Annotated in this window: 19 protein-coding genes; 6 read left to right on the forward strand and 13 right to left on the reverse strand. The window is 59.7% G+C overall.

The window, feature by feature from the left end:
* Positions 1-18: 18 nt before the first annotated feature.
* From ACI512_RS10210 to ACI512_RS10225, 4 genes are all read right to left on the reverse strand, one after another.
* Complete coding sequence (locus ACI512_RS10210) at positions 19-396, reverse strand: hypothetical protein (protein ID WP_012722582.1); 378 nt, start codon at positions 394-396, stop codon at positions 19-21.
* 54 nt (positions 397-450) lie between these two features.
* A complete protein-coding gene (locus tag ACI512_RS10215) occupies positions 451-1,260 on the reverse strand; it encodes a putative RNA methyltransferase (RefSeq protein ID WP_236378912.1) in 810 nt (269 codons plus the stop codon).
* Positions 1,260-2,411 carry a succinyl-diaminopimelate desuccinylase gene (dapE, locus tag ACI512_RS10220; RefSeq protein WP_046036633.1) on the reverse strand — a complete coding sequence of 384 codons (1,152 nt, stop codon included), beginning with the start codon at positions 2,409-2,411 and terminating at the stop codon, positions 1,260-1,262. The genes ACI512_RS10215 and dapE overlap by 1 nt, the downstream gene beginning before the upstream one ends.
* 237 nt (positions 2,412-2,648) lie before the next feature.
* A complete protein-coding gene (locus ACI512_RS10225) occupies positions 2,649-5,240 on the reverse strand; it encodes a glycosyltransferase (RefSeq protein WP_012722585.1) in 2,592 nt (863 codons plus the stop codon).
* 217 nt (positions 5,241-5,457) lie between these two features.
* Here ACI512_RS10225 and tcdA point away from each other — a divergent pair, with 217 nt between their 5' ends.
* A complete protein-coding gene (gene tcdA, locus ACI512_RS10230; protein ID WP_046036662.1) occupies positions 5,458-6,267 on the forward strand; it encodes a tRNA cyclic N6-threonylcarbamoyladenosine(37) synthase TcdA in 810 nt (269 codons plus the stop codon).
* 54 nt (positions 6,268-6,321) lie between these two features.
* On the opposite strand, the gene ACI512_RS10235 is transcribed toward tcdA, so the two are convergent.
* The 6 genes from ACI512_RS10235 to ACI512_RS10260 all read right to left on the reverse strand — a co-directional run bounded on the left by ACI512_RS10235 (position 6,322) and on the right by ACI512_RS10260 (position 11,195).
* On the reverse strand, positions 6,322-6,735 hold the full coding sequence (locus tag ACI512_RS10235) for a SufE family protein (RefSeq protein ID WP_236378934.1): 414 nt from the start codon (positions 6,733-6,735) through the stop codon (positions 6,322-6,324).
* On the reverse strand, positions 6,732-7,937 hold the full coding sequence (locus ACI512_RS10240) for an aminotransferase class V-fold PLP-dependent enzyme (RefSeq protein WP_064054958.1): 1,206 nt from the start codon (positions 7,935-7,937) through the stop codon (positions 6,732-6,734). Before ACI512_RS10240 ends, ACI512_RS10235 begins: the two co-directional genes overlap by 4 nt.
* Positions 7,938-8,001: 64 nt before the next feature.
* Complete coding sequence (gene dapD, locus ACI512_RS10245; protein ID WP_012722589.1) at positions 8,002-9,036, reverse strand: 2,3,4,5-tetrahydropyridine-2,6-dicarboxylate N-succinyltransferase; 1,035 nt, start codon at positions 9,034-9,036, stop codon at positions 8,002-8,004.
* Positions 9,037-9,068: 32 nt separating this feature from the next.
* The gene (locus ACI512_RS10250; RefSeq protein WP_231501198.1) at positions 9,069-9,377 is read right to left on the reverse strand and encodes an arsenate reductase; all 309 of its coding nucleotides are present in this window, start codon (positions 9,375-9,377) and stop codon (positions 9,069-9,071) included.
* Positions 9,378-9,615: 238 nt separating this feature from the next.
* Complete coding sequence (locus ACI512_RS10255; RefSeq protein ID WP_236378936.1) at positions 9,616-10,452, reverse strand: DUF3037 domain-containing protein; 837 nt, start codon at positions 10,450-10,452, stop codon at positions 9,616-9,618.
* The gene (locus ACI512_RS10260; protein WP_231809178.1) at positions 10,449-11,195 is read right to left on the reverse strand and encodes a HipA family kinase; all 747 of its coding nucleotides are present in this window, start codon (positions 11,193-11,195) and stop codon (positions 10,449-10,451) included. Before ACI512_RS10260 ends, ACI512_RS10255 begins: the two co-directional genes overlap by 4 nt.
* Before the next feature lie 216 nt (positions 11,196-11,411).
* Here ACI512_RS10260 and ACI512_RS10265 point away from each other — a divergent pair, with 216 nt between their 5' ends.
* The 3 genes from ACI512_RS10265 (at position 11,412) to ACI512_RS10275 (ending at position 13,976) form a co-directional block, all read left to right on the forward strand.
* Positions 11,412-13,055 carry a Na+/H+ antiporter gene (locus ACI512_RS10265; RefSeq protein ID WP_064054959.1) on the forward strand — a complete coding sequence of 548 codons (1,644 nt, stop codon included), beginning with the start codon at positions 11,412-11,414 and terminating at the stop codon, positions 13,053-13,055.
* 208 nt (positions 13,056-13,263) lie between these two features.
* The gene (locus tag ACI512_RS10270) at positions 13,264-13,464 is read left to right on the forward strand and encodes a hypothetical protein (protein WP_064054960.1); all 201 of its coding nucleotides are present in this window, start codon (positions 13,264-13,266) and stop codon (positions 13,462-13,464) included.
* Positions 13,465-13,466: 2 nt separating this feature from the next.
* The gene (locus ACI512_RS10275) at positions 13,467-13,976 is read left to right on the forward strand and encodes a type II toxin-antitoxin system YhaV family toxin (RefSeq protein ID WP_236378939.1); all 510 of its coding nucleotides are present in this window, start codon (positions 13,467-13,469) and stop codon (positions 13,974-13,976) included.
* A 58-nt stretch (positions 13,977-14,034) separates the two neighbouring features.
* On the opposite strand, the gene dapC is transcribed toward ACI512_RS10275, so the two are convergent.
* The 3 genes from dapC to map all read right to left on the reverse strand — a co-directional run bounded on the left by dapC (position 14,035) and on the right by map (position 18,940).
* Positions 14,035-15,231, reverse strand: coding sequence for a succinyldiaminopimelate transaminase (gene dapC / locus ACI512_RS10280; RefSeq protein WP_012722592.1), 1,197 nt, complete (start codon positions 15,229-15,231; stop codon positions 14,035-14,037).
* Positions 15,232-15,390: 159 nt separating this feature from the next.
* Positions 15,391-18,093: a [protein-PII] uridylyltransferase gene (locus tag ACI512_RS10285; protein WP_012722593.1), complete on the reverse strand. Its 2,703-nt coding sequence runs from the start codon at positions 18,091-18,093 to the stop codon at positions 15,391-15,393.
* 64 nt (positions 18,094-18,157) lie between these two features.
* Complete coding sequence (map, locus tag ACI512_RS10290) at positions 18,158-18,940, reverse strand: type I methionyl aminopeptidase (protein ID WP_012722594.1); 783 nt, start codon at positions 18,938-18,940, stop codon at positions 18,158-18,160.
* Positions 18,941-19,327: 387 nt separating this feature from the next.
* Here map and rpsB point away from each other — a divergent pair, with 387 nt between their 5' ends.
* Positions 19,328-20,065 carry a 30S ribosomal protein S2 gene (gene rpsB / locus ACI512_RS10295; protein ID WP_003189158.1) on the forward strand — a complete coding sequence of 246 codons (738 nt, stop codon included), beginning with the start codon at positions 19,328-19,330 and terminating at the stop codon, positions 20,063-20,065.
* A 203-nt stretch (positions 20,066-20,268) separates the two neighbouring features.
* Positions 20,269-21,132: a translation elongation factor Ts gene (tsf, locus tag ACI512_RS10300; RefSeq protein ID WP_012722595.1), complete on the forward strand. Its 864-nt coding sequence runs from the start codon at positions 20,269-20,271 to the stop codon at positions 21,130-21,132.
* Positions 21,133-21,266 lie beyond the last annotated feature (134 nt).

Below are 21,266 nucleotides of genomic sequence, written 5' to 3' on the forward strand. Positions count from 1 at the left end.
TCCCACCTATTTTCAGGATTATGCGGTTTTCCAGGTGATCTGCTCTTCACCGTCTTCACTGATGCGAATCCAGGTGTCAGCGCTTTCTTCACCTTCTTCCTCAACCCAGGTGCCCGGTGCGCAACGCACTTCGACGTTCAGCGCGGCAAAGGCTGCGCGGGCACAGGCGATGTCGTCGTCCCACGGCGTCTGGTCGCTTTCCAGGTACAGGCTGTTCCATTTGCCTACAGCTTTCGGCAGCCAGGTAACGGGTACGTTGCCGGCCTTGCACTTGTAGGTCTGGCCCTTCTGGACCCAGTCGGTGCAGGGGCCCAGGGCGGCGCCGAGCCAGGCCGCGATGGCCTTGTAGTCGACGTCGGCGTCCTTCAGGTAAATCTCTATATCGGGTTGGCGCATGGATGTTCCTCGTTGCGGGATTCGAAAATCCATTCGCGGATACTGGAAAGTCTGTTATTGAAGCACGAAATAGTCGTAGCGCATCGATACCGTGACCAGCAGCGGCTCGGCCGCCTCGATCACGTCGGCGCGGCGATCGGCACTGGCGCGCCAGCCGTGGGGTGTCATCGCCAGCAGGTTGGCACGGTCCTGGGGTTCGGCCAGGCTCAGGGCGAATTCCAGTGTTTCGCTGTGCGCCAGGCTCATGCCGTCCGGCACCAGGGCCAGGTGCTTGTCGTCGGTGTAGTCGCGCACTTCGTCGTACAAACGCTCGCGCAGTTCCATCAGGTGGCCGGCGGTAGGGCCGACCTTCATCAAACCGCCGCCGGGGCTGAGCAGGCGCTTGGCCTCTTCCCAATCCAATGGGCTGAAAACGCTGGCGAGAAACTGGCAACTGCCTGAGGCCAACGGCACACGGGCCATGCTGGCGATCAACCAAGTCAGTGCCGGGTTGCGCTTGCAAGCGCGTTTGACCGCTTCCTTGGAGATATCCAGCGCGTAGCCATCGGCGTGAGGCAGGGCTTCGGCGATTTGCGCGGTGTAGTAACCCTCGCCACAACCGATGTCCACCCAGCGCTGCGGCGCACGTTCGGCGGCCAGTTCAGCCAGACGCTTGGCCACCGGGGCGTAGTGCCCGGCGTTGAGAAAGTCGCGGCGCGCCTCGACCATGGCTAGGTTATCGCCGGGGTCGCGGCTGTTCTTGTGTTGTACCGGCAACAGGTTCAGGTAACCCTGGCGCGCGCGGTCGAAACGGTGTCCGGCCGGGCACGCCACGCCATTGTCCACCGCATTGAGCGGCGCGCTGCAAATGGGGCAGGCCAGCATCAGGCGAGCAACTTGATCAGGGTCTGGTAGTAGATTTCGGTCAGCACATCGAGATCGCTGGCCAGGATGCGCTCATTGACCTGATGGATCGTTGCGTTGACCGGGCCCAGCTCGACCACCTGGGTGCCGAGGGTCGCGATGAAACGTCCATCGGAGGTACCGCCGCTGGTGGACGCCTGGGTCTCACGCCCGGTGATCGCCTTGATGCTCGCCGACACCGCATCCAGCAACGCGCCCGGTTCGGTGAGGAAGGGCAGGCCCGACAACGCCCACTCCACGTGCCAGTCCAGGCCATGTTTGTCGAGAATCTCGGCCACCCGTTGTTGCAAGCCTTCAACGGTGGATTCGGTGGAAAAGCGGAAGTTGAACACCGCTGTCAGGTCGCCGGGGATCACGTTGGTCGCGCCGGTGCCGGAATTGAGGTTGGAGATCTGGAAACTGGTGGGCGGGAAGAAGCTGTTGCCGTCATCCCAGTGCTCGGCAGCCAGTTCCGCCAGGGCCGGTGCAGCCAAGTGGATCGGGTTCTTCGCCAGGTGCGGGTACGCCACGTGGCCCTGTACACCGCGTACGGTCAGGGTCGCGCCGAGGGAACCACGACGGCCGTTCTTGACCACATCCCCCACCAGGGTGGTGCTTGACGGCTCGCCGACGATGCACCAGTCCAGACGCTCCTTGCGTGCGGCCAGGCGTTCGATCACGGCTTTGGTGCCGTGGTGCGCCGGGCCTTCTTCATCGCTGGTGATCAGGAAGGCGACCGAGCCCTTGTGGTCCGGGTAGTCGCTGACAAAGCGCTCGGCCGCCACCAGCATCGCCGCCAGGCTGCCTTTCATGTCCGCCGCGCCACGCCCGCAGAGCATGCCGTTTTCGTCGATCAACGCGTCGAACGGGTCGTTCTGCCAGGCTTGCACCGGGCCGGTCGGCACCACGTCGGTGTGGCCGGCGAAGCACAGCACCGGACCTTCATGCTTGCCATGGGTGGCCCAGAAGTTGTCCACGTCTTCGATGCGCATCGGCTCGAGCGCAAAACCGGCGTCGCCCAGGCGCTGCATCATCAGCTTCTGGCAATCGGCGTCGATCGGCGTCACTGAGGGGCGACGGATCAGGTCGATAGCGAGTTGAAGGGTCGGCGAAAGGTCGGCATGGGCCGTCATGGGAAACTCCGGAAGCATGTGATGGGCGCAGGACGTAAGGGGCGTAGATTCAGTGTGGGAGGGGGCTTGCCCTCGATGGCTGAGTGTCAGTCACTGCATCTGTTGACTGGCCCACCGCCATCGGGGGCAAGCCACCTCCCACACAAAGCATTGGCCTGGGCCAAGACTCATAAAACGGCCGTTATCTTATAGCAAAACGGCGGCCAGAGGCCGCCGTTTAGTGCATTGCGCAAGTTTTTACTCAGCGGTTGCCAGCTCGACCTTCGGCGCCGGTTTCGGCAGCGACGACAGGAAAGCCATGACCAGCGCCGCCACATACGGCAGCGACTGGACCAGCAGCATCACCACCCAGAAGCGGATGTCATTGCTGGGCAGGCCCTGCACCAGGTAGATCCCCAGCGCCGCGCCCCACAACAGCAGCATGATGAACATCTCTTCGCGGGCTTCGGAAATCGCGACCCAGAAGCCGTGGTTATCCGCGTTTTTCGGTGTACGAAAGAACGGAATGCTGGTGGTGAAGAAGCCATACAGCACCGCTTTGGCGATGGTGTGGGATAACGCCAGACCGGCCAGGGCTGCGCAGAAGGCATCCTTCAAGTTCACGCCTACCGCACGGCGGTAGAGGAAGATGATTTTGCCGACCTTGAACACAAACAGCGCCAATGGCGGAATCGCGAAAATCAGCAACGGCGGGTCCACCCGCGTCGGCACGATGATCATCGCCGCCGACCACAACAGGGCGCCCACGGTGAAGAAGATGTTCATGCCGTCCGCCACCCACGGCAACCAGCCCGCGAGGAAGTGGTAGCGCTGGCCACGGGTCAGCTCGGTGCCCTTGCCACGCAACAGGCTCGCGGTGTGGCGCTTGATGATCTGGATCGCCCCGTAGGCCCAGCGGAAACGCTGTTTCTTGAAGTCGATAAAGGTATCCGGCATCAGGCCCTTGCCGTAGCTGTCGTGGTAATACGCCGCCGACAGGCCTTTCTCGAACACGCGTAGGCCCAGTTCGGCATCTTCGCAGATGCACCAGTCGGCCCAGCCCAGTTCTTCGAGCACCGAGCGACGGGTCATGGTCATGGTGCCGTGCTGGATGATCGCGTCACGGTCATTGCGCGTCACCATGCCGATATGGAAGAAGCCTTTGTATTCCGCGTAGCAGAGCTTCTTGAAGGTGCTTTCGTTCTGGTCGCGGTAATCCTGCGGCGACTGCACCACGGCGATTTTCGGGTCGGCGAAGTGCGGCACCATGTGTTTGAGCCAGTTCGGCGACACGCAGTAATCCGAGTCGATCACCGCGATCACTTCGGCGTCCTTGGCGGTGTGCGGGATCAGGTAGTTCAATGCACCACCCTTGAAACCCGCCAGCGGCGCGACGTGGAAGAACTTGAAGCGCGGGCCGAGGGTTTCGCAGTAGTCGCGTACCGGCTCCCACACGGCCGGGTCCTTGGTGTTGTTGTCGATAATCAGGACTTCGTAATCCGGGTAATCGAGGGCGGCCAAGGCGTCGAGGGTCTGTTTGACCATCTCCGGCGGCTCGTTGTAGCACGGCACATGGATCGACACTTTCGGGCGGTAGTCCGAATCTCCCTCCACGGGTAGGAATTCACGCCGGCGCTTGTGGGTCCATACCGCTTCCGCCAGTTCGTGGGCTTCGGTCAGCAACACGATAAACACGCCGAGGGCGCCAAGGGCCAGGAGGATCCCCACGGTGACACTGAACCAGGTGCTGTATTGCTGGCTGTAGTCGTAGCCGATCCACACCAGCACCGAACCGCAGAGAAACGCGATAAAGGTCAGGAAGGTGCGGCCACGCTGGCGCAGGGATGAGCCATCGATCATCAGCAGGGTCAGGGACAGCAGCGCGAGCACCACCGAACCGATGGCCAGCACGCGCCATTGCGGAATCGCCACCACCGGCCCGTCAAAGTTGAATTTCTGCTGGCGCGCAGCGTTGTATACACCCCAATAAGCGCCGGCCGAGCCTTCGTCACTGACTTTCCACGGCTGATCGAACGCCTCGATCACGAAGTAGTTGAAACCCTGGCGATTGAGCTTGTTCACCAGTGTGCGCAGATAAATCGCCTGGTCGGCAGGCGACGTTTCATTGCCACCGCGCATGCGGCCATTACTCGGCCAGCCCACTTCCGACAGCAGCAACGGCTTTTTCGGGAACAGTTTCTTCAGGTCCCTGGCGCGGTCGAGTACGTACTGGCCGGCCTTGTCCATCGGAATGTATTCCCAGAACGGCAGGATGTGCGCGGCGATCAGGTCGACGTGCTTGGCCAGTTGCGGGTTCTTTTCCCAGATGTGCCATTGCTCGGACGTCGTCACCGGCACTTTCACGGCGGCGCGGACCCTGTCGAGCAGCACAATCAGCGCTTCAGGGGTGATTTCCTCACGGAACAGGGCTTCGTTACCGACCACTACCCGCACCACACTGCGCGAGCTGTTGGCGATTTCGATGGCGCGCTGGATTTCTCGCTCGTTGCGCTCAAGATCCGGGCTGATCCAGATCCCTAGCGTCACACGCAGGCCGAACTCCTCGGCCAGCTTGGGGATATCCCCCAGCGTGCCGTCGACCGAGTAGGTACGGATGTTGTCCGTCAGCTTGCTCATGATCTCGAGGTCGCGACGCATCTGGTCGTCGGTCGGGTACTGGTCTTTCTGTGGGTACTGGCCTTGCTGGAACGGCGAGTAGGAAAAACCGGAGATCTGTTCAGGCCAGTTGGGGGCAGTGACCGGGCGGTTGATCAGCGCCCAGAAACCGCTGAATAGCGCGGCAATTGCCAGCACTATCACTAGGTTGAGTCCAAATTTACGCGATGCCATGGCTATTTCGGGTTCCAAAGGGTGTGGAACGAAAAGAGGTGTCGGCCTACGCCGAACGGCGCGCATCCTACACCGGCCCTTCCCTGACCGTACAGCAAGCCGAGAAAAACCGGACATTGGGCAGCGAAAGTACATCTAAGTTCTTTACTTGTAACTTGTAGCTTAAAACTTGCCGCTGCGTAGCCCATAATGCGCGCCGGTTTTTGGGGTAATGGTCATGAGTACAGAAGATCCGCGGTTTGCAGGCGTCGCCCGCTTGTATGGCATTGAAGGCTTGGAACGCTTGAAAGCGGCCCATGTGGCGATTGTCGGCGTCGGCGGCGTGGGCTCGTGGGCGGCGGAAGCCATGGCCCGTTGCGGGGTGGGCGAGATTTCGCTGTTTGACCTGGATGACGTCTGCGTCAGCAACAGCAACCGCCAGTTGCACGCGCTGGACAGCACCGTCGGTAAACCCAAGGTCGAAGTGATGGCTGAGCGCCTGCGCGCGATCAACCCGGATTGCACGGTGCATGCGGTGGCGGACTTCGTGACCCGCGACACTATGGCCGAGTACATCACCCCCAACATCGACTGCGTGATCGACTGCATCGACGCGGTCAACGCCAAGGCGGCACTGATCGCCTGGTGCAAGCGCCGCAAGATCCAGATCATCACCACCGGCGGCGCGGGCGGGCAGATCGACCCGACGCTGATCCAGGTCTGCGACCTGAACCGTACCTTCAACGACCCGCTGGCGTCGAAAGTGCGCTCCACTTTGCGCCGCGACTATGGTTTCTCCCGCACCGTGACCCGCCATTACAGCGTGCCGTGCGTGTTTTCCACCGAACAACTGCGCTATCCCAAGCCGGATGGCAGCATTTGTTTGCAGAAGAGTTTCGTCGGGGACGGGGTGAAGCTGGACTGCGCCGGTGGGTTTGGCGCGGTGATGATGGTGACCGCCACGTTCGGCATGGTGGCGGCGACCAAGGCGGTGGACAAGATTGTTGCCGGAGTGCGCCGGCCGTCGGAGCGGGTCAAGCCCACTTAAATCTCGGAACCCTACACAATTCAAATGTGGGAGGGGGCTTGCCCCCTCCCACATTTAGCTCTGTGTATGGCTGAGTTCGCGCATGCGTTGCAGGACCGCGTTGAGGCCATTGCTGCGCGAGGGTGAGAGTTGACTGGAAAGCCCCAATTGATTGAACCAGTCGGGCAGGTCCACGGCCAGTAGCTCGGCAGCAGAAAGCCCATTGACCCGCGCCAGCAGCAGCGCCACCAATCCGCGAATCATCCGTGCATCGCTGCTCGCAGCAAACCGCCAACGACCGTCCTCCAAACGCCCCACCAACCACACCAGGCTTTCACAGCCCTGCACCAGGTTGGCCTCGGTCTTATCTTCATCCGCCAATGCTGGCAGCCGCTCGCCCCATTGCATCAGCATCCGCGCGCGCTGCTCCCAACTGCCCACGGCCTGAAAAGCCTCCAGCGCGGCAACGGCCTCTACCGGCAGGCTCATCGCAGCATTTCCAGCGCCTGGTCCAGCGCTTCAAAGAAGCGCTCCAGGTCATCGGAGTCGTTATACAGCGCCAGGGACACACGGATCGCCCCCGATAAGTGCATCGCCTTGAGCAGCGGCATTGCGCAGTGATGACCGGCGCGTACGGCAATGCCTTGCTCGGTGAGCAGGTGCGCGAGGTCCGCGTTGTGCACGCCATCGACGACAAAACTGACCAGCGCGACCTGCGGTGACCCCAGCACGCGCACGCCATTGCGCGCTTTGAGGCCACGCAACAGGTAGTCATGCAGCGCCGCTTCATGGGCGACGATCGCGGGCTGGTCCAGCGAACCCAGGTAATCCAGGCTGGCGCCCAGGCCGATCACACTGGCAATCGGCGGGGTGCCCGCCTCGAAACCCAACGGTGCCGGGCGGAAGCTGGCGCTGTGGTAGTCCGCCTGTTGCACCATCTCGCCGCCAAACTGCCAGTGGCGCAGGTGATGCAAGGCTTCGTTGCGCCCGAACAGCACGCCGACGCCATCCGGGCCATACAGCTTGTGGCTGGAAAACACATAGAAATCGCAGCCCAAAGCCTGCACGTCGTGACGGCCATGGACGATGCCCTGGGCGCCATCGACCACCGTCAGGGTGCCGTGTGGCTGGGCGAGCGCCAGCAGGGCCTCCAGCGGCTGCCAGGCGCCGAGCACGTTGGACAACTGGCTCACCGCCAGCAGGCGTGTGCGTGGGCCGATCAGCTCGGCGGCGGCCGGCAGGTCGATCACGCCATCATCGTTCAGCGGCAGCACCACCAGCGTGGCGGCGCGACGTTTGGCCAGTTGCTGCCAGGGCAGCAGGTTGGCGTGGTGTTCCAGGGCACTGATGACAATCTCATCGCCCGCATTGAATAAGTGCTCTAGGCCATAGGCCAAGAGGTTCAGCGCTGAGGTCGCGCCGTGGGTGAACACGATCTGCCCGCTGTCGCCTGCATTCAACCACTGCGCGACCTTGCTGCGACTGTCTTCGAAGGCTTGCGTCGCATGGGCGCCTGGCAAATGCTGGGCACGGTGCACATTGGCTGCGCCATTGGCGTAGTAATGGCTGATGGCATCCAACAGGGCCTGGGGTTTTTGCGTGGTGGCGGCGTTGTCCAGGTAAGTCTGGTCTTGCCGTTGCAGCGTGGCGATGGCCGGGAAATCGGCGCGCCAGGGGGAGGGCACTAGCATGGTGTTCAAGACTCGTATAAGCGAGCCCCAGGGGCGGGGCCCGCTAGTGGCATCGAGTGGCTGCTTAGTTGTGAGCGTGCAGCGCTTCGTTCAGTTCGATGGCCGATTTGTGGGTTTTGCACTCCACCGCACCGGTCTCCGAGTTGCGGCGGAACAGCAGGTCCGGCTGGCCGGCCAGCTCACGTGCCTTGACCACTTTGACCAGTTGGTTTTGTTCGTCCAGCAGCGCAACCTTCGTGCCGGCAGTGACGTACAAGCCCGACTCCACGGTGTTGCGGTCGCCCAACGGGATACCGATACCGGCGTTGGCGCCGATCAGGCAGCCTTCGCCCACCTTGATCACGATGTTGCCGCCGCCCGACAGGGTGCCCATGGTTGAGCAACCGCCGCCCAGGTCCGAGCCCTTGCCGACGAACACGCCCGCCGATACACGGCCTTCGATCATGCCCGGACCTTCGGTGCCGGCGTTGAAGTTGACGAAGCCTTCGTGCATCACGGTGGTGCCTTCGCCCACGTAGGCGCCCAGGCGGATACGCGCGGCGTCAGCGATACGTACGCCGCTTGGCACGACGTAGTCGGTCATTTTCGGGAACTTGTCCACCGAGAACACTTCCAGCAGCTCGCCGCGCAGGCGGGCTTCCAGCTGGCGCTCGGCCAATTCCGCGATGTCGATCGCGCCCTGGCTGGTCCAGGCCACGTTCGGCAACTGCGGGAACACACCGGCCAGGCTCAGACCGTGCGGCTTGACCAGGCGGTGGGACAGCAGGTGCAGCTTGAGGTAGGCCTCGGGGGTGGAGGTCAGTGCCGCGTCTTCGGCCAGCACGGTGGCGACCAGCGGGGTGTGGCTTTCAGCCAGGCGGCTCAGCAGCGCGGCTTGGGTGGCATCAACACCTTTGAGCGCGTCTGCCAATTGCAGGGCCTGGGTGACGGTGAACGTAATCGCCTGGTTGCCTTCGCTGTAACCGAGGATCGGTGCGATGGCGGCGACAATTTCAGCCGATGGGTTGAGCAACGGTTGTGCGTAAAACACTTCCAGCCAAGCACCTTGGCGGTTCTGAGTGCCGACGCCGAAGCCCAGGCTGAACAGGGAATTGGACATGCTGTTACCTCTACAAAATGGAAAGGGCTGACCTACTTGAGGGCCGCCGAATAACTATCTGGCTTGAAGCCAATCAGGGTTCTGTCACCGAGATCGAGCACTGGGCGCTTGATCATCGAGGGTTGTGCGAGCATCAATTCAATGGCTTTCGACTGATCGAGATCGGCTTTGCGTTCGTCTTCGAGTTTGCGAAAGGTGGTGCCCGCACGGTTCAAAACCACCTGCCAACCGTGCTCGTTGCACCATTGGGTCAAGTGTTCGCGGTCGATACCGGCCGTTTTGTAGTCGTGAAACTCATAGTTGACGCCGTGCTCATCGAGCCAGGTACGCGCCTTTTTCATGGTGTCGCAGGCTTTGATGCCGAAAAGGTGCAACGTTTTGCTTGAAGCGGTCAAGGAATTGCCCCCCTTTGGGCTGCTTAAAACGAAAGATCACGGATTATGCCACGCCAATTCGCTTGGCGCCGCGACAGTCTGTATACGGGTAGGTGATGACGATTGCGCGACGACAAGAGAGGGTTGCGCCGCCAAAGTCTCAGAGGCGCGGGCATAAAAAGCCCGGCGCTTGGCCGGGCTGTCTCTAGTGAGGCGTCTGTGGGACGCCTCGCGCTATTTCCTGGAGTTTTTGCGCGTTGGGGATGTGCGCACTGATAACCCTTACACCGTCGAATTCAGCCAGTGCCTGGGTTACCTCGTGATAAGCCTTTAAAAGCTTAGCCTTTCCCGCAGCAGGTGGTTCGGCAATGAATAAAGTGTCTTTGGCCAATTTGTCAGCTTTGTTCAGGCGCATGACTTTTGAAAGCCACGCGTCACCATGCTCAAGTATTTTTGCTGGCTCAGCCTGGCCAAAGAAAATCGGTTTTATGGCCTGTTCGGCAACCTGGTCGGCGAGCAGGACAAATGGAAACCTGACATCGTAATCTTTCGTGCCTAAGCGTTGTTCCTTGTAGCGTTGCTTCAAATTCGACGACGCCAAAAGGCTGCCGAGCTGTCGCTCCAGGACTTTTTCCTGGTATTCCTTGTTTGCAAAACTATGGTTCACATAGTGCTCGAACAGCTCGTCCAGAGCCTGTGCAACGTTTTCGGCCGCCATAGATCCAGGTTGACTGAAGCGCATCATCGTTTCGCGTGGGTGGATGAGGTGCTTGAAGGTGCTCGTCAGCAGGCTTGTCTCATTTTTATGGCGGGCGAAGAAATCAGCCAGGCGATTGAACTCGTCTTCAACTTCACTCTTGGCACGAAGATAAACTTTGTGCTCGAGGGTCTCGAAGAATCGGGTAACGCGCTGACGTTTTGCAGCGATTTTGAATCTGAACTCCCCGGTATTTGCGAGCAGTACGATTCCAATATTCACGAACTCGCCCGTTTCCGGGTAAGGCAGGAACCTGAGAATCGAGTAATTACAGATAAATTTCATAGTTGCCCCCAGAATTGCTCATCCTTGAACCTTTCCAGTATTTGAAGCCTTTGCTGAAGGGTTGGTTCGTACTCGTCGTCCGGATCATGGTCGCGCCACAGCCATTCCTCCGGTAGAAGGGAGATGATCCTACCCCAGTCGGCAATGGCAGCGTCAAGCATTGGCAAGTAATCCAGACGAGCGAGCAGGTTGCCCTCAAACGATCCTAGCTGCTCTCTGAAGACATGGTATGTCCTGAACTCTTCGAGGCTAAGGTGTGGATCAAACGCTACATTATGATCAATCACGACGAGATCACCTTTTGGATCAAGAATCAGGTTGACGTTGCCACCAACCTCTCCGAGTCCACGGTCACCGTTGAGAATCCACCAGTCAAAAAGCAGGACAGTTCTTTTCAAGCCGTCTGGCAGAGCATTGAGGTTTGCCCACATGAGATCGGACGCATTTTCGATTTGAAGTGAGGCGAAGGCGGGGCCGCCACTCAGGTCGTCTACACCGTCGATAACGCTGAAGTCGATCAGGCTTTGTGGGATATCCATTACCCTCCAAGGAGGGATGGGCAAGCCCAAATGTTTACCCAGTTCGGCACTTAATGCCTCTGAAACCAGACCATTGCCAAGCGCTCTGGATAGCCCTTTCACGAAGTAGGTTTGATTGTCCTCGGCCCTGATCAGGAATGGCTGAACAGAGATGCCTTGCTGACTCTGCCTGATGATTTCCTTCGCGGTAATGCGTTCTAGCATGTGCATTCCTGGCTGATTTTCGACGGCAGATACAAAAGGGTCACGGATTATGCCACGACCAGCGGGTTTGGGTGCCGCTCGTCAGCGCTGTGCGACTTTTGTGCAAAAGCCACTGCGCGGCATAGCCGCTAACATAGCCGGGTAATATGGCACTTCAACGGCCACTTGTTGCCTGATGTGTGTCGTTGCAAGTCGATTGTCCGGGAAACCTGTTTTATGCAAACCGCCTACACCGTTCTTATCCTGCTGATGCTGGTCAGCGTTTCGCGTCTGGTCGGGCGTATCATCCCTCTGCCGTTACCGCTGGTGCAAATTGCCGCCGGTGCCCTGCTGGCCTGGCCGACGCTAGGGTTGCATGTGGCGTTGGACCCGGAGCTGTTCCTGTTTCTGTTCCTGCCGCCCCTACTGTTTTCTGATGGCTGGCGCATGCCCAAGCGCGAGTTATGGCGCCTGCGCGGGCCGATCCTGACGCTGGCGGTGGGGTTGGTGCTGTTTACGGTGGTCGGTGCCGGCTACTTCATTCACTGGCTGTTGCCTGCGATCCCGTTGCCGGTGGCCTTCGCCCTGGCGGCCGTGTTGTCGCCGACGGACGCCGTGGCGGTGTCGGCCATTGCCCAGAACCGCTTGCCGACGCCGTTGATGCATATGCTCCAAGGCGAGGCGCTGATGAACGATGCCTCGGGCCTGGTGACCTTCAAGTTCGCCCTGGCGGCGGCGCTGACCGGGGTGTTTTCCCTGGCCGATGCGAGCCTGACCTTTGTCCTGGTGGCGGTCGGCGGCCTGGCGGTCGGTGTGGCGCTCAGTTGGCTGGTCGGCCGGCTGCGCGCCTGGATGATTGCGCGGGGCTGGGATGATCCGGCCACCCACGTGGTCTTCATGTTGCTGCTGCCGTTTGCGGCCTATGTGCTGGCCGAACGCCTGGGCGCATCGGGCATCCTGTCGGCGGTGGCGGCAGGCATGATGCAAAGCTGGCTCGACCTGCTGCCACGCCAGACCAGTACGCGCTTGCTCAATCGCAGCGTGTGGTCGTTGCTGGAGTTTGCCTTCAACGGCCTGATTTTCCTGCTGCTGGGCCTGCAACTGCCGGACATCATCAAGGCCGTGGTCAGTCATGAGCCGACGCTGTGGCCCACGCTGTTTTATCGCTGCCTGGATGTGATCGCGATCTTCCTGGTGCTGGTGGTGCTGCGGTTCATCTGGGTACAGAGCATCTGGCGGCTGTCGGGTTTACTGCGGCGGTTACGTGGGAAAAGCGAGCTGACCCTGGTGCCCACAGCCCGTTCGTGCTGGCTGTTGACGGTGGGGGGTGTGCGTGGTGCGGTCACTCTGGCCGGTGTGATGTCGGTGCCCTTGCTGCTGGCGCCGGGCCAGGATTTCCCCGAGCGTGACCTGCTGATCTTCATCGCCGCCGGGGTGATCCTCCTGTCGTTGATCGCCGCTTGCATCGCGTTGCCGCTGTTGTTGCGCGGCATTGAGAAAAGCCCGGATGAGAAGCGTCATAACGAAGTCCGCGAAGCCTGGAAGAAAACAGCCGTTGCCGCGATTCATGCCCTGGAGGCCGAGGAACCTGTTGAAACCGAAACCCAGGACGCTGCCCAAGCCGCACTCGCCGCCGAGTTGAAGGCACGGTTGATGTCTGAGTATCGCCATCAACTGGACGTGTTCAACGACTCGGCGGAAGCCCAGGCGCTGGCGCGGCAAATGGATCTGCTTGAACGAAAGCTGCGTCTCAAGGCGCTGCGGGCGCAGCGGTTGGAGTTGTATAGCTTGAGCCGTCATCACCAGATTGGTGATGATGTCTTGAGGGAGGTATTGGCGGAGTTGGATATGAGTGAGGCGAATCTGGGACACATTAAGTAAGGTCTGTTTGTACCTGGCGGCGCTGGGCTCTCCATCTATCGGGACGTTGTCGCTCAGGGGCTTTTATAGTGTTAAATGCCCTCCTCGTGATCAATAGTGTTCTACATTGATCCTAAGGTCGTTCAGTGTATTTCAGTGATTGACTCGCTTCAGGCTTGAGCGAATAAATAACTGGATGAAATTAAAGAAAATTTTAAGGAGAGAGGTCATGTCTAAAGGCAATGTCGTCTCGTTTACTGAAAAAAAAGCCGAGTTACAGGCAGGTGCCGGTTTCTTGGAGTTGCTTGATGACGACATCAAAGCAAACCCCGACAGTGTCCTGCCTCTACCACGTGGTTTGGTGAAACGAATTGAAACCCTTCGTGCTCAAGCCGATGCTAATCGGCGTCGTGAGCTACAAGAAGGTTGAGCGTGACCGAAAGTACCGTTCATATCGAAAACGGGTGGGCTCTTTATGCTCACCCGTTTTTCGTTCTGCGCCTTGAGGAGCTCACTGTTGAAATAGAGCGGGCCGCTGCCAGTGATCCAGCTGGTTTTCATCATCACCCTGCGTATAAATTGTTTGATGCTGTGACCTGCAATATTCTGCGTAACGTACCCGCCGATCCTGCGCACCCTTGTTATCGTCAGGGTAAGACCCTCGGTCGTGATTTTCTACATTGGTTCCGGGTTAAAAAGCAGGGCATGCTGCCGCGTTATCGGTTGTTCTTCCAGTTCAGGTCGGATGCGCCAAAGACCATCATTTACGCATGGCTCAATGATGAGCGAACACTGCGAAAGGCGGGTGATAAAAACGACGTTTACGCTGTTTTCACTGCGATGTTGAAAAGCGGAAAGATGCCTAACTCCTTCGCTGAACTTAACGCAGCGTGCGAGGGATTGAACCTTGGCAGCGCGGCGTCAGGTACCGAGATAGAGTAGGGCGCTGTGAAAGTAAGAAGCCCAGCGTGATGCGCTGGGCTTTTTTGTATCTGGCTTATCAGCGCCGCTGAATGAAATCCCGAATCCGCTCAGCTGCTTCCACGCATTCCCCCAGCGGCGCAACCAAGGCCAGGCGCACGCGCCCCGCGCCTGGATTGACACCGTCCACCTCCCGCGACAGGTACGAGCCCGGCACCACGGTCACGTGTTCTTCGACGAACAAGTCGCGGCAGAAGGCCGCATCGTCGCCCTTTACCTTTGGCCACAGGTAGAACCCGCCATCCGGGCTTTGTACGTCCAGCACCGGCTTGAGGATCGCCAGTACGGCGTCGAATTTTTCCCGGTACAGGTCACGGTTGGCCTGCACGTGGGCTTCATCTTGCCAGGCCGCGATGCTGGCCAGCTGGGTTTGCACCGGCATCGCGCAGCCGTGGTAGGTGCGGTACAGCAGGAACCCCTTGAGGATGTCGGCGTCGCCGGCCACGAACCCGGAGCGCAGGCCTGGCAGGTTGGAGCGCTTGGACAGGCTGTGGAACACCACGCAACGCTTGAAGTCCTGGCGGCCCAGCTCGACGCAGGCGCTGAGCAGGCCCGGTGGCGGGGTTTGCTCGTCGAAGTACAGCTCGCTGTAGCACTCGTCGGCAGCAATAACGAAGTCGTATTCGTCGGCCAGGGCGATGAGTTTTTTCAGGGTGTCGACCGGGATCAACGCGCCGGTCGGGTTGCCGGGGGAGCACAGGAACAGGATCTGGCAGCGTTTCCAGATGTCCGGCGTCACGGCGTCGAAGTCCGGATTGAAGCCATTGGCGTCCAGGCACGGCAGGTAATGCGGCTTGGCCCCGGCCAGGAACGCTGCGCCTTCGTAGATCTGGTAGAACGGGTTCGGGCTGACCACGAGCGCGTCGTCACCGCGATTGACCACGGTCTGGGTGAAGGCGAACAGCGCCTCGCGGGTGCCGTTGACCGGCAGGATATTGCGCGCCGGGTCGAGCCAGCCCTTGGGCACGTCAAAGCGGCGTTCGCACCAGGCGCCGATGGCCTCGCGCAGGGCCGGGATGCCCAGGGTGGTGGGGTACACCGCCATTTGATCGAGGTTGTTGCTCAGCGCTTCGGCGACAAACGTCGGGGACTTATGCTTGGGCTCACCGATGGACAGCGCGATTGGGCGTTTGTCCGGGTTCGGGGTGACGCTGCCGAGCAGGGCGCGCAGTTTCTCGAACGGATAGGGCTGCAGCTGGTTCAGGGCGTTGTTCATGGAAGTCTCGTTCAATTCGGTTGAAAACATGCGGTCTGCTGGGCTAAGTCATTTAAATGTGGGAGGGGGCTCGCCCCCGATTGCAGTGTGACAGCCAACGCATTTTTATCTGATCCACCGCTATCGGGGGCAAGCCCCCTCCCACACGGGCCCTGTTTTTTAGATAGTCAGGCGTGTCAGTTCCACGCCAGGTTCCTGGGTCACGCTCAATTGCTGGACGATAGCGTCCTGCAGGCGGCGACACAGTTCCGGGTCGGACAGCGGCTGGTTATCGGCATCGGTAATGAAGAACACGTCTTCCACCCGCTCGCCCAAGGTCGCAATCTTGGCATTCTGTAGTGACAAATCGAACTCCAGGAAAATCCCGCCGATCCGCGCCAGCAGGCCAGGGCGGTCCGGTGCGCTGAGCTCCAGCACGGTTACCGGGCGCTGGGCGTCGTTGGAAATGGTCACTTGGGGCGCAAACGCAAAGTGCTTGAGCTGGCGCGGGACCCGGCGCTGGATGATGGTCGGGTAGTCGTCCGGGTTGCGCAGGGCCTCGGTCAGGCCTTCGCGGATCTTCTTCACCCGCACCGGGTTATCGCCGATGGATTCGCCTTCGGTGTCGAGCACGATGTAGGTGTCGAGGGTGAACTGGCTGCTGGAGGTGATGACCCGAGCGTCATGGATGTTCAGGTTGAGTTGGTCCATGGCCGCCACGGTAACGGCGAAGAAGTCGTGCTGGTCGGGGGCATAGATGAAGATCTGCGTGCCGCCTTCGAATTCGCGCTGGGTGGTTTCCTTGATCAGCACCAGCGGGCCCCCATCGGCGGGCTGTTGCAGGATCGCGTCACTGTGCCAGGCCACGTCGCCGGCGGTGTGGCGCAGGAAGTAGTCGTCACCCAGTTGCGACCACAGTTGCTCGACATCATCCGGGTCGTTGCCGCCGCGCACGAGGATATCCAGGGCGGCGCTCTGGGTGCGGCGGATCTGCTCTTCGCGGTCCACCGGGTTTTCCAGGCCGCGGCGCAGGGCACGCTTGGTCTCGGTGTAGAGCTGGCGCAGCAGGCTGGCGCGCCACGAGTTCCATAACGTCGGGTTGGTAGCGTTGATGTCGGAAACGGTCAGTACGTACAGGTAGTCCAGGCGTGTTTCATCCTCGACTATTCCGGCGAAGTCATGGATCACCTGCGGGTCGGACAAGTCCTTGCGCTGGGCGGTAGTCGACATCACCAGGTGGTTTTGCACCAGCCAGACGATCAGGCGGCTGTCCCACAGCGGCAGTTGGTGACGTTGGCAGAACGCTTCAGCGTCGACCGCGCCGATCTCCGAGTGGTCGCCATGCCGGCCTTTGCCGATATCGTGGTAGAGGCCGGCGAGGTAGATCAGCTCGGGCTTGGGCAGCTTGGCCATGAGTTTGCTGGCCAGCGGGAATTTCTCTGACACCTGGGTGTACTGCAGCTTACGCAGGTGTTTGATCAGGTTCAGGGTGTGGGCGTCCACGGTATAGATGTGGAACAGGTCGTGCTGCATCTGCCCGACGATAAAACCGAACTCCGGCAAGTAGCGCCCGAGGATGCCGTAACGGTTCATGCGCCGCAGGTTGCGGTGGATGCCGATCTTGCACTTGAACAGCTCGATGAACAGGCTGGTGTTACGGATATCGTTGCGGAAATCGTCGTCGATCAGGTGACGGTTTTCCCGCAGCAGGCGGATGGTGTCGGCGCGCACGCCTTTGATTTCCGGCTGCTGGGCCATCAGCACGAAGATCTCCAGCATGGCGAACGGTGTGCGGCGGAATACATTGTCGTTGCGCGCCTCGATATAACCGTCGTGCAACTGGAAGCGCGAATTGATCGGTTGCGGCGGCGCCTCGTCTTCGGGGGCCAGGATCACTTCTTCGAAGTGCTGGATGATCAGGTCGCTGAGCTGGGCAATGCTCATGACCACCCGGTAGTACTGCTGCATGAAGCTTTCGATGCTGGTCTTCGCGTCCTCGCCCTCAAAGCCCAGCAGGGTGGCGATGGAGCGCTGGTGGTCGAACAGCAGGCGGTCTTCGGAGCGCCCGGCGAGCATGTGCAGGGCGTAGCGCACTTTCCAGAGGAACTCCTGGGACGAGGCCAGCAGGGCGTTTTCGCTCTCCACCAGGAAGCCTTCGCCAGCCAGGGCGCGAAGGTTCAGGGTGCCGTACTGGCGACGCGCTACCCACAGAATCGTCTGGATATCCCGCAGCCCGCCCGGCGAGCCCTTGACGTTGGGTTCCAGGTTGTATTCGGTGTCGTTGTATTTGTGGTGCCGGGCCTTTTGCTCGGCACGCTTGGCCAGGAAGAAGTCTTTGCTCGGCCACATGTGTGCGGTGCTGGTGACTTCAAGCATGCGCTGGCGCAGGCGCTCGGGGCCGGCGATGGTGCGGCTTTCCATCAGGTTGGTGATCACCGTGAGGTCGGCACGGGCTTCTTCGGCGCATTCATCCACCGAGCGCACGCTCTGGCCGACTTCCAGGCCGATGTCCCACAGCAACGTCAGAAAACGCTCGATGGAATCGCGAAAGATCTCATGATCGGCGCTGTCCAGTAGGATCAGCAGGTCGATGTCGGAGTAGGGGTGCAACTCACCACGACCGTAGCCGCCGACCGCCACCAGGGCGATGTCGGCGTCTTCGCTCCAACTGAACTGTTCCCAGGCTTTTTGCAGGATGTTATCGACGAACCATGCGCGGTCCTCGATCAGCCGGCGGATGTCCCGGCCACTGCGAAAGCGCCCATCGAGCACCTCGCGGGCCTGGCGGATAGCTTTCTTGAACGCAGCGATAGGGCTCGCCTTCAGGGCGAGTTCGGCCTGGAACTGGCCGCGGTCGAAGAGTTCGGGATCCACCTGGGGCATCGATCGGCTTTCCTTTCTATCTATCAGTCAGTCACAACACGGTTGGGGAAAACCTGGGTGATCCTTACGCGGAAACGCGCGGGATCGTGTCGTCCGCACGCAGGGTGAAGATCTCATAGCCGGTTTCGGTGACCAGCAGGGTGTGTTCCCACTGGGCCGAGAGCTTGCGGTCCTTGGTGATGGCGGTCCAGCCGTCGCCCAGTACCTTGGTGTCGGCCTTGCCCTGGTTGATCATCGGCTCGATGGTGAAGGTCATGCCTGCCTTGAGCTCCATGCCGGTGCCGGCACGGCCGTAGTGCAGGATCTGTGGCTCTTCGTGGAAAACGGTGCCGATGCCGTGGCCGCAGAATTCGCGCACCACCGAGAAACCGTTCTTTTCCGCGTGCTTCTGGATCACTTCGCCGATGTCGCCCAGGCGGCAGCCGGGCTTGACGATTTCGATGGCCTTGTACATGCACTCCTGGGTCACCTGCGACAGGCGCTCGGCCCAGACCGGTACGGTGCCAACGTGGAACATGCGGCTGGTGTCGCCGAAATAGCGGTCCTTGATGACGGTGACGTCGATGTTCAGGGTGTCGCCGTCTTTCAACGGCTTGTCACCCGGAATCCCGTGGCAGACCACGTGATTGACCGAGGTGCAGATCGACTTGGGGAAGCCTTTGTAGTTCAGCGGCGCAGGAATGGCGCCCTGCACATTGACGATATAGTCATGGCAGATCTGGTTCAGGGTTTCGGTGGTTACGCCAGGCTTGACGTGCTCGGCGATCATTTCCAGCACGTCGGCAGCCAGTTTGCCGGCGATGCGCATGCCAGCGATGTCTTCGGCGGTTTTCAAGCTAACGGTCATACAGGCTCTCTCTAGCGCGACGCGCTGAAATCAATACGGTTTACGGGCGTGCGACAAAAGGTTACAGAATTCGCACAAGCCTCAAAAAACGCGATTCTAACAGACCATGGCGTCAAATCATGAGCCTCTGATGATCGCTTCTCTCTATAAGGTGGGGGGGTGTTGGCTCTATTCAAAGGGTCGCATGAAAGAGGCTCACGGCAAATGTGATTGCGGGTTCCGTTTTCGCCCTTGCTGTGGTATAAAATGCGCCGCTTTCCGGGGATACCCCGCAAAGCTTAAATCCACACACGTGTCGACACGATGACCTGGGTGCCGGAGGCCTTGATGCCGCTGGTTGGTCATTGGGATACGTGGAGGCCAAACCCGACTTATTAAGGAACTATCATGTCCCAAGTCAACATGCGCGATATGCTGAAGGCCGGTGTGCACTTCGGTCACCAGACCCGTTACTGGAACCCGAAAATGGGTAAATACATTTTCGGCGCGCGTAACAAGATCCACATTATCAACCTTGAAAAAACCCTGCCGATGTTCAACGAAGCACTGACTTTCGTAGAGCGCCTGGCCCAGGGCAAAAACAAGATCCTGTTCGTCGGCACCAAGCGCTCCGCTGGCAAGATCGTTGCTGAAGAAGCAGCACGTTGCGGTTCGCCGTACGTCGATCACCGCTGGTTGGGCGGCATGCTGACCAACTTCAAAACCATCCGTGCTTCCATCAAGCGTCTGCGTGACCTTGAAGTGCAAGCCGAAGACGGTACTTTCGCCAAGCTGACCAAGAAAGAAGCGCTGATGCGCTCCCGTGACTTGGAAAAGCTCGATCGTTCCCTGGGTGGTATCAAGGACATGGGCGGTCTGCCTGACGCACTGTTCGTTATCGACGTTGATCACGAGCGCATCGCGATCACCGAAGCCAACAAGCTGGGCATCCCGGTTATCGGCGTAGTCGATACCAACAGCAGCCCGGAAGGCGTTGACTACATCATCCCAGGCAACGATGACGCAATCCGCGCTATCCAGCTGTACATGGGTTCGATGGCTGACGCTGTAATCCGTGGTCGCAACCACGTTGCTGGTGGTACCGAGCAGTTCGTTGAAGAAGCTCCGGTAGCTGCCGCTGAGTAATTGACGCCCTGGCGTTGACTCAGTAAGCAAAAAGGGGGCTTGGCCCCCTTTTTGCCACCTCGAAAACCATTTGTCGGCTCCCACTTGTGGCAGCGCAACCTAGCGACTGTAACGTGCAGCAGCCTACAAGGGTTATTCGGGAAGAATTGATCGCCCGTTTGATCGGGTGGAATGGTTGAAAACCTATCCAAGAGGATTTTGAAATGGCAGAGATTACTGCAGCGTTGGTTAAAGAACTGCGTGAGCGTACCGGCGAAGGCATGATGGATTGCAAAAAGGCCTTGACCAAGGCCGGCGGCGACATCGAAAAAGCCATCGACGACATGCGTGCCTCCGGCGCCATCAAGGCTGCCAAGAAAGCAGGCAACGTAGCTGCTGAAGGCGCAATCGCTCTGAAAGAAGACGGTAAGTCCGCTGTTCTGCTGGAAGTGAACTCGCAGACCGACTTCCTGGCTCTGCAGGACGACTTCAAGGCATTCGTTGCTGCCAGCGTTGAAAAAGCATTCGCTGACAAGCTGACTGACGCCGCTCCGCTGATCGAAGCTCAAGAAGCTGATCGCCTGGTACTGGTCGGCAAGGTTGGCGAAAACGTCAACATCCGTCGCCTGGTTCGCGTTGAAGGTGATGTTGTCGGCGGTTACCTGCACGGCAACAAAATCGGTGTAGCGGTTGTTCTGAAAGGCGGCAACGTTGAGCTGGCCAAAGACATCGCTATGCACGTAGCGGCCAGCAACCCTGAGTTCCTGCTGCCATCGGAAGTGTCTGCTGACGCAATCGAACGTGAAAAAGCGGTGTTCCTGAGCCTCAACGCTGACAAAATCGCTGGCAAGCCAGAGAACATCGTTGAAAACATGATCAAGGGCCGTATCAGCAAGTTCCTGGCTGAAGCAAGCCTGGTTGAGCAGGCGTTCGTCAAGAACCCTGAAATCAAGGTCGGCGAACTGGCCAAGAAAGCCGGTGCTGAAATCGTTTCCTTCACTTACTTCAAAGTAGGCGAAGGCATCGAGAAGCCGGTCGACAACTTCGCTGAAGAAGTTGCTGCCCAGCTGGCTGCCGCCAAGCAATAAGACAGTCTTCAACTGTCGCCCGAAAGAGGCTGCCCGCTCACGCGCGCAGCCTCTTTTCAAATGGGAAGGTCGATTTTATTTGGCTTCCCCTCGGAACTGGCTTACAAAGCCGTGTTCCGATGGCGCTGTGACAG

This window comes from Pseudomonas petroselini (genome assembly GCF_045037875.1).
In the GTDB taxonomy this organism is placed as follows: Bacteria; Pseudomonadota; Gammaproteobacteria; order Pseudomonadales; family Pseudomonadaceae; genus Aquipseudomonas; species Aquipseudomonas petroselini.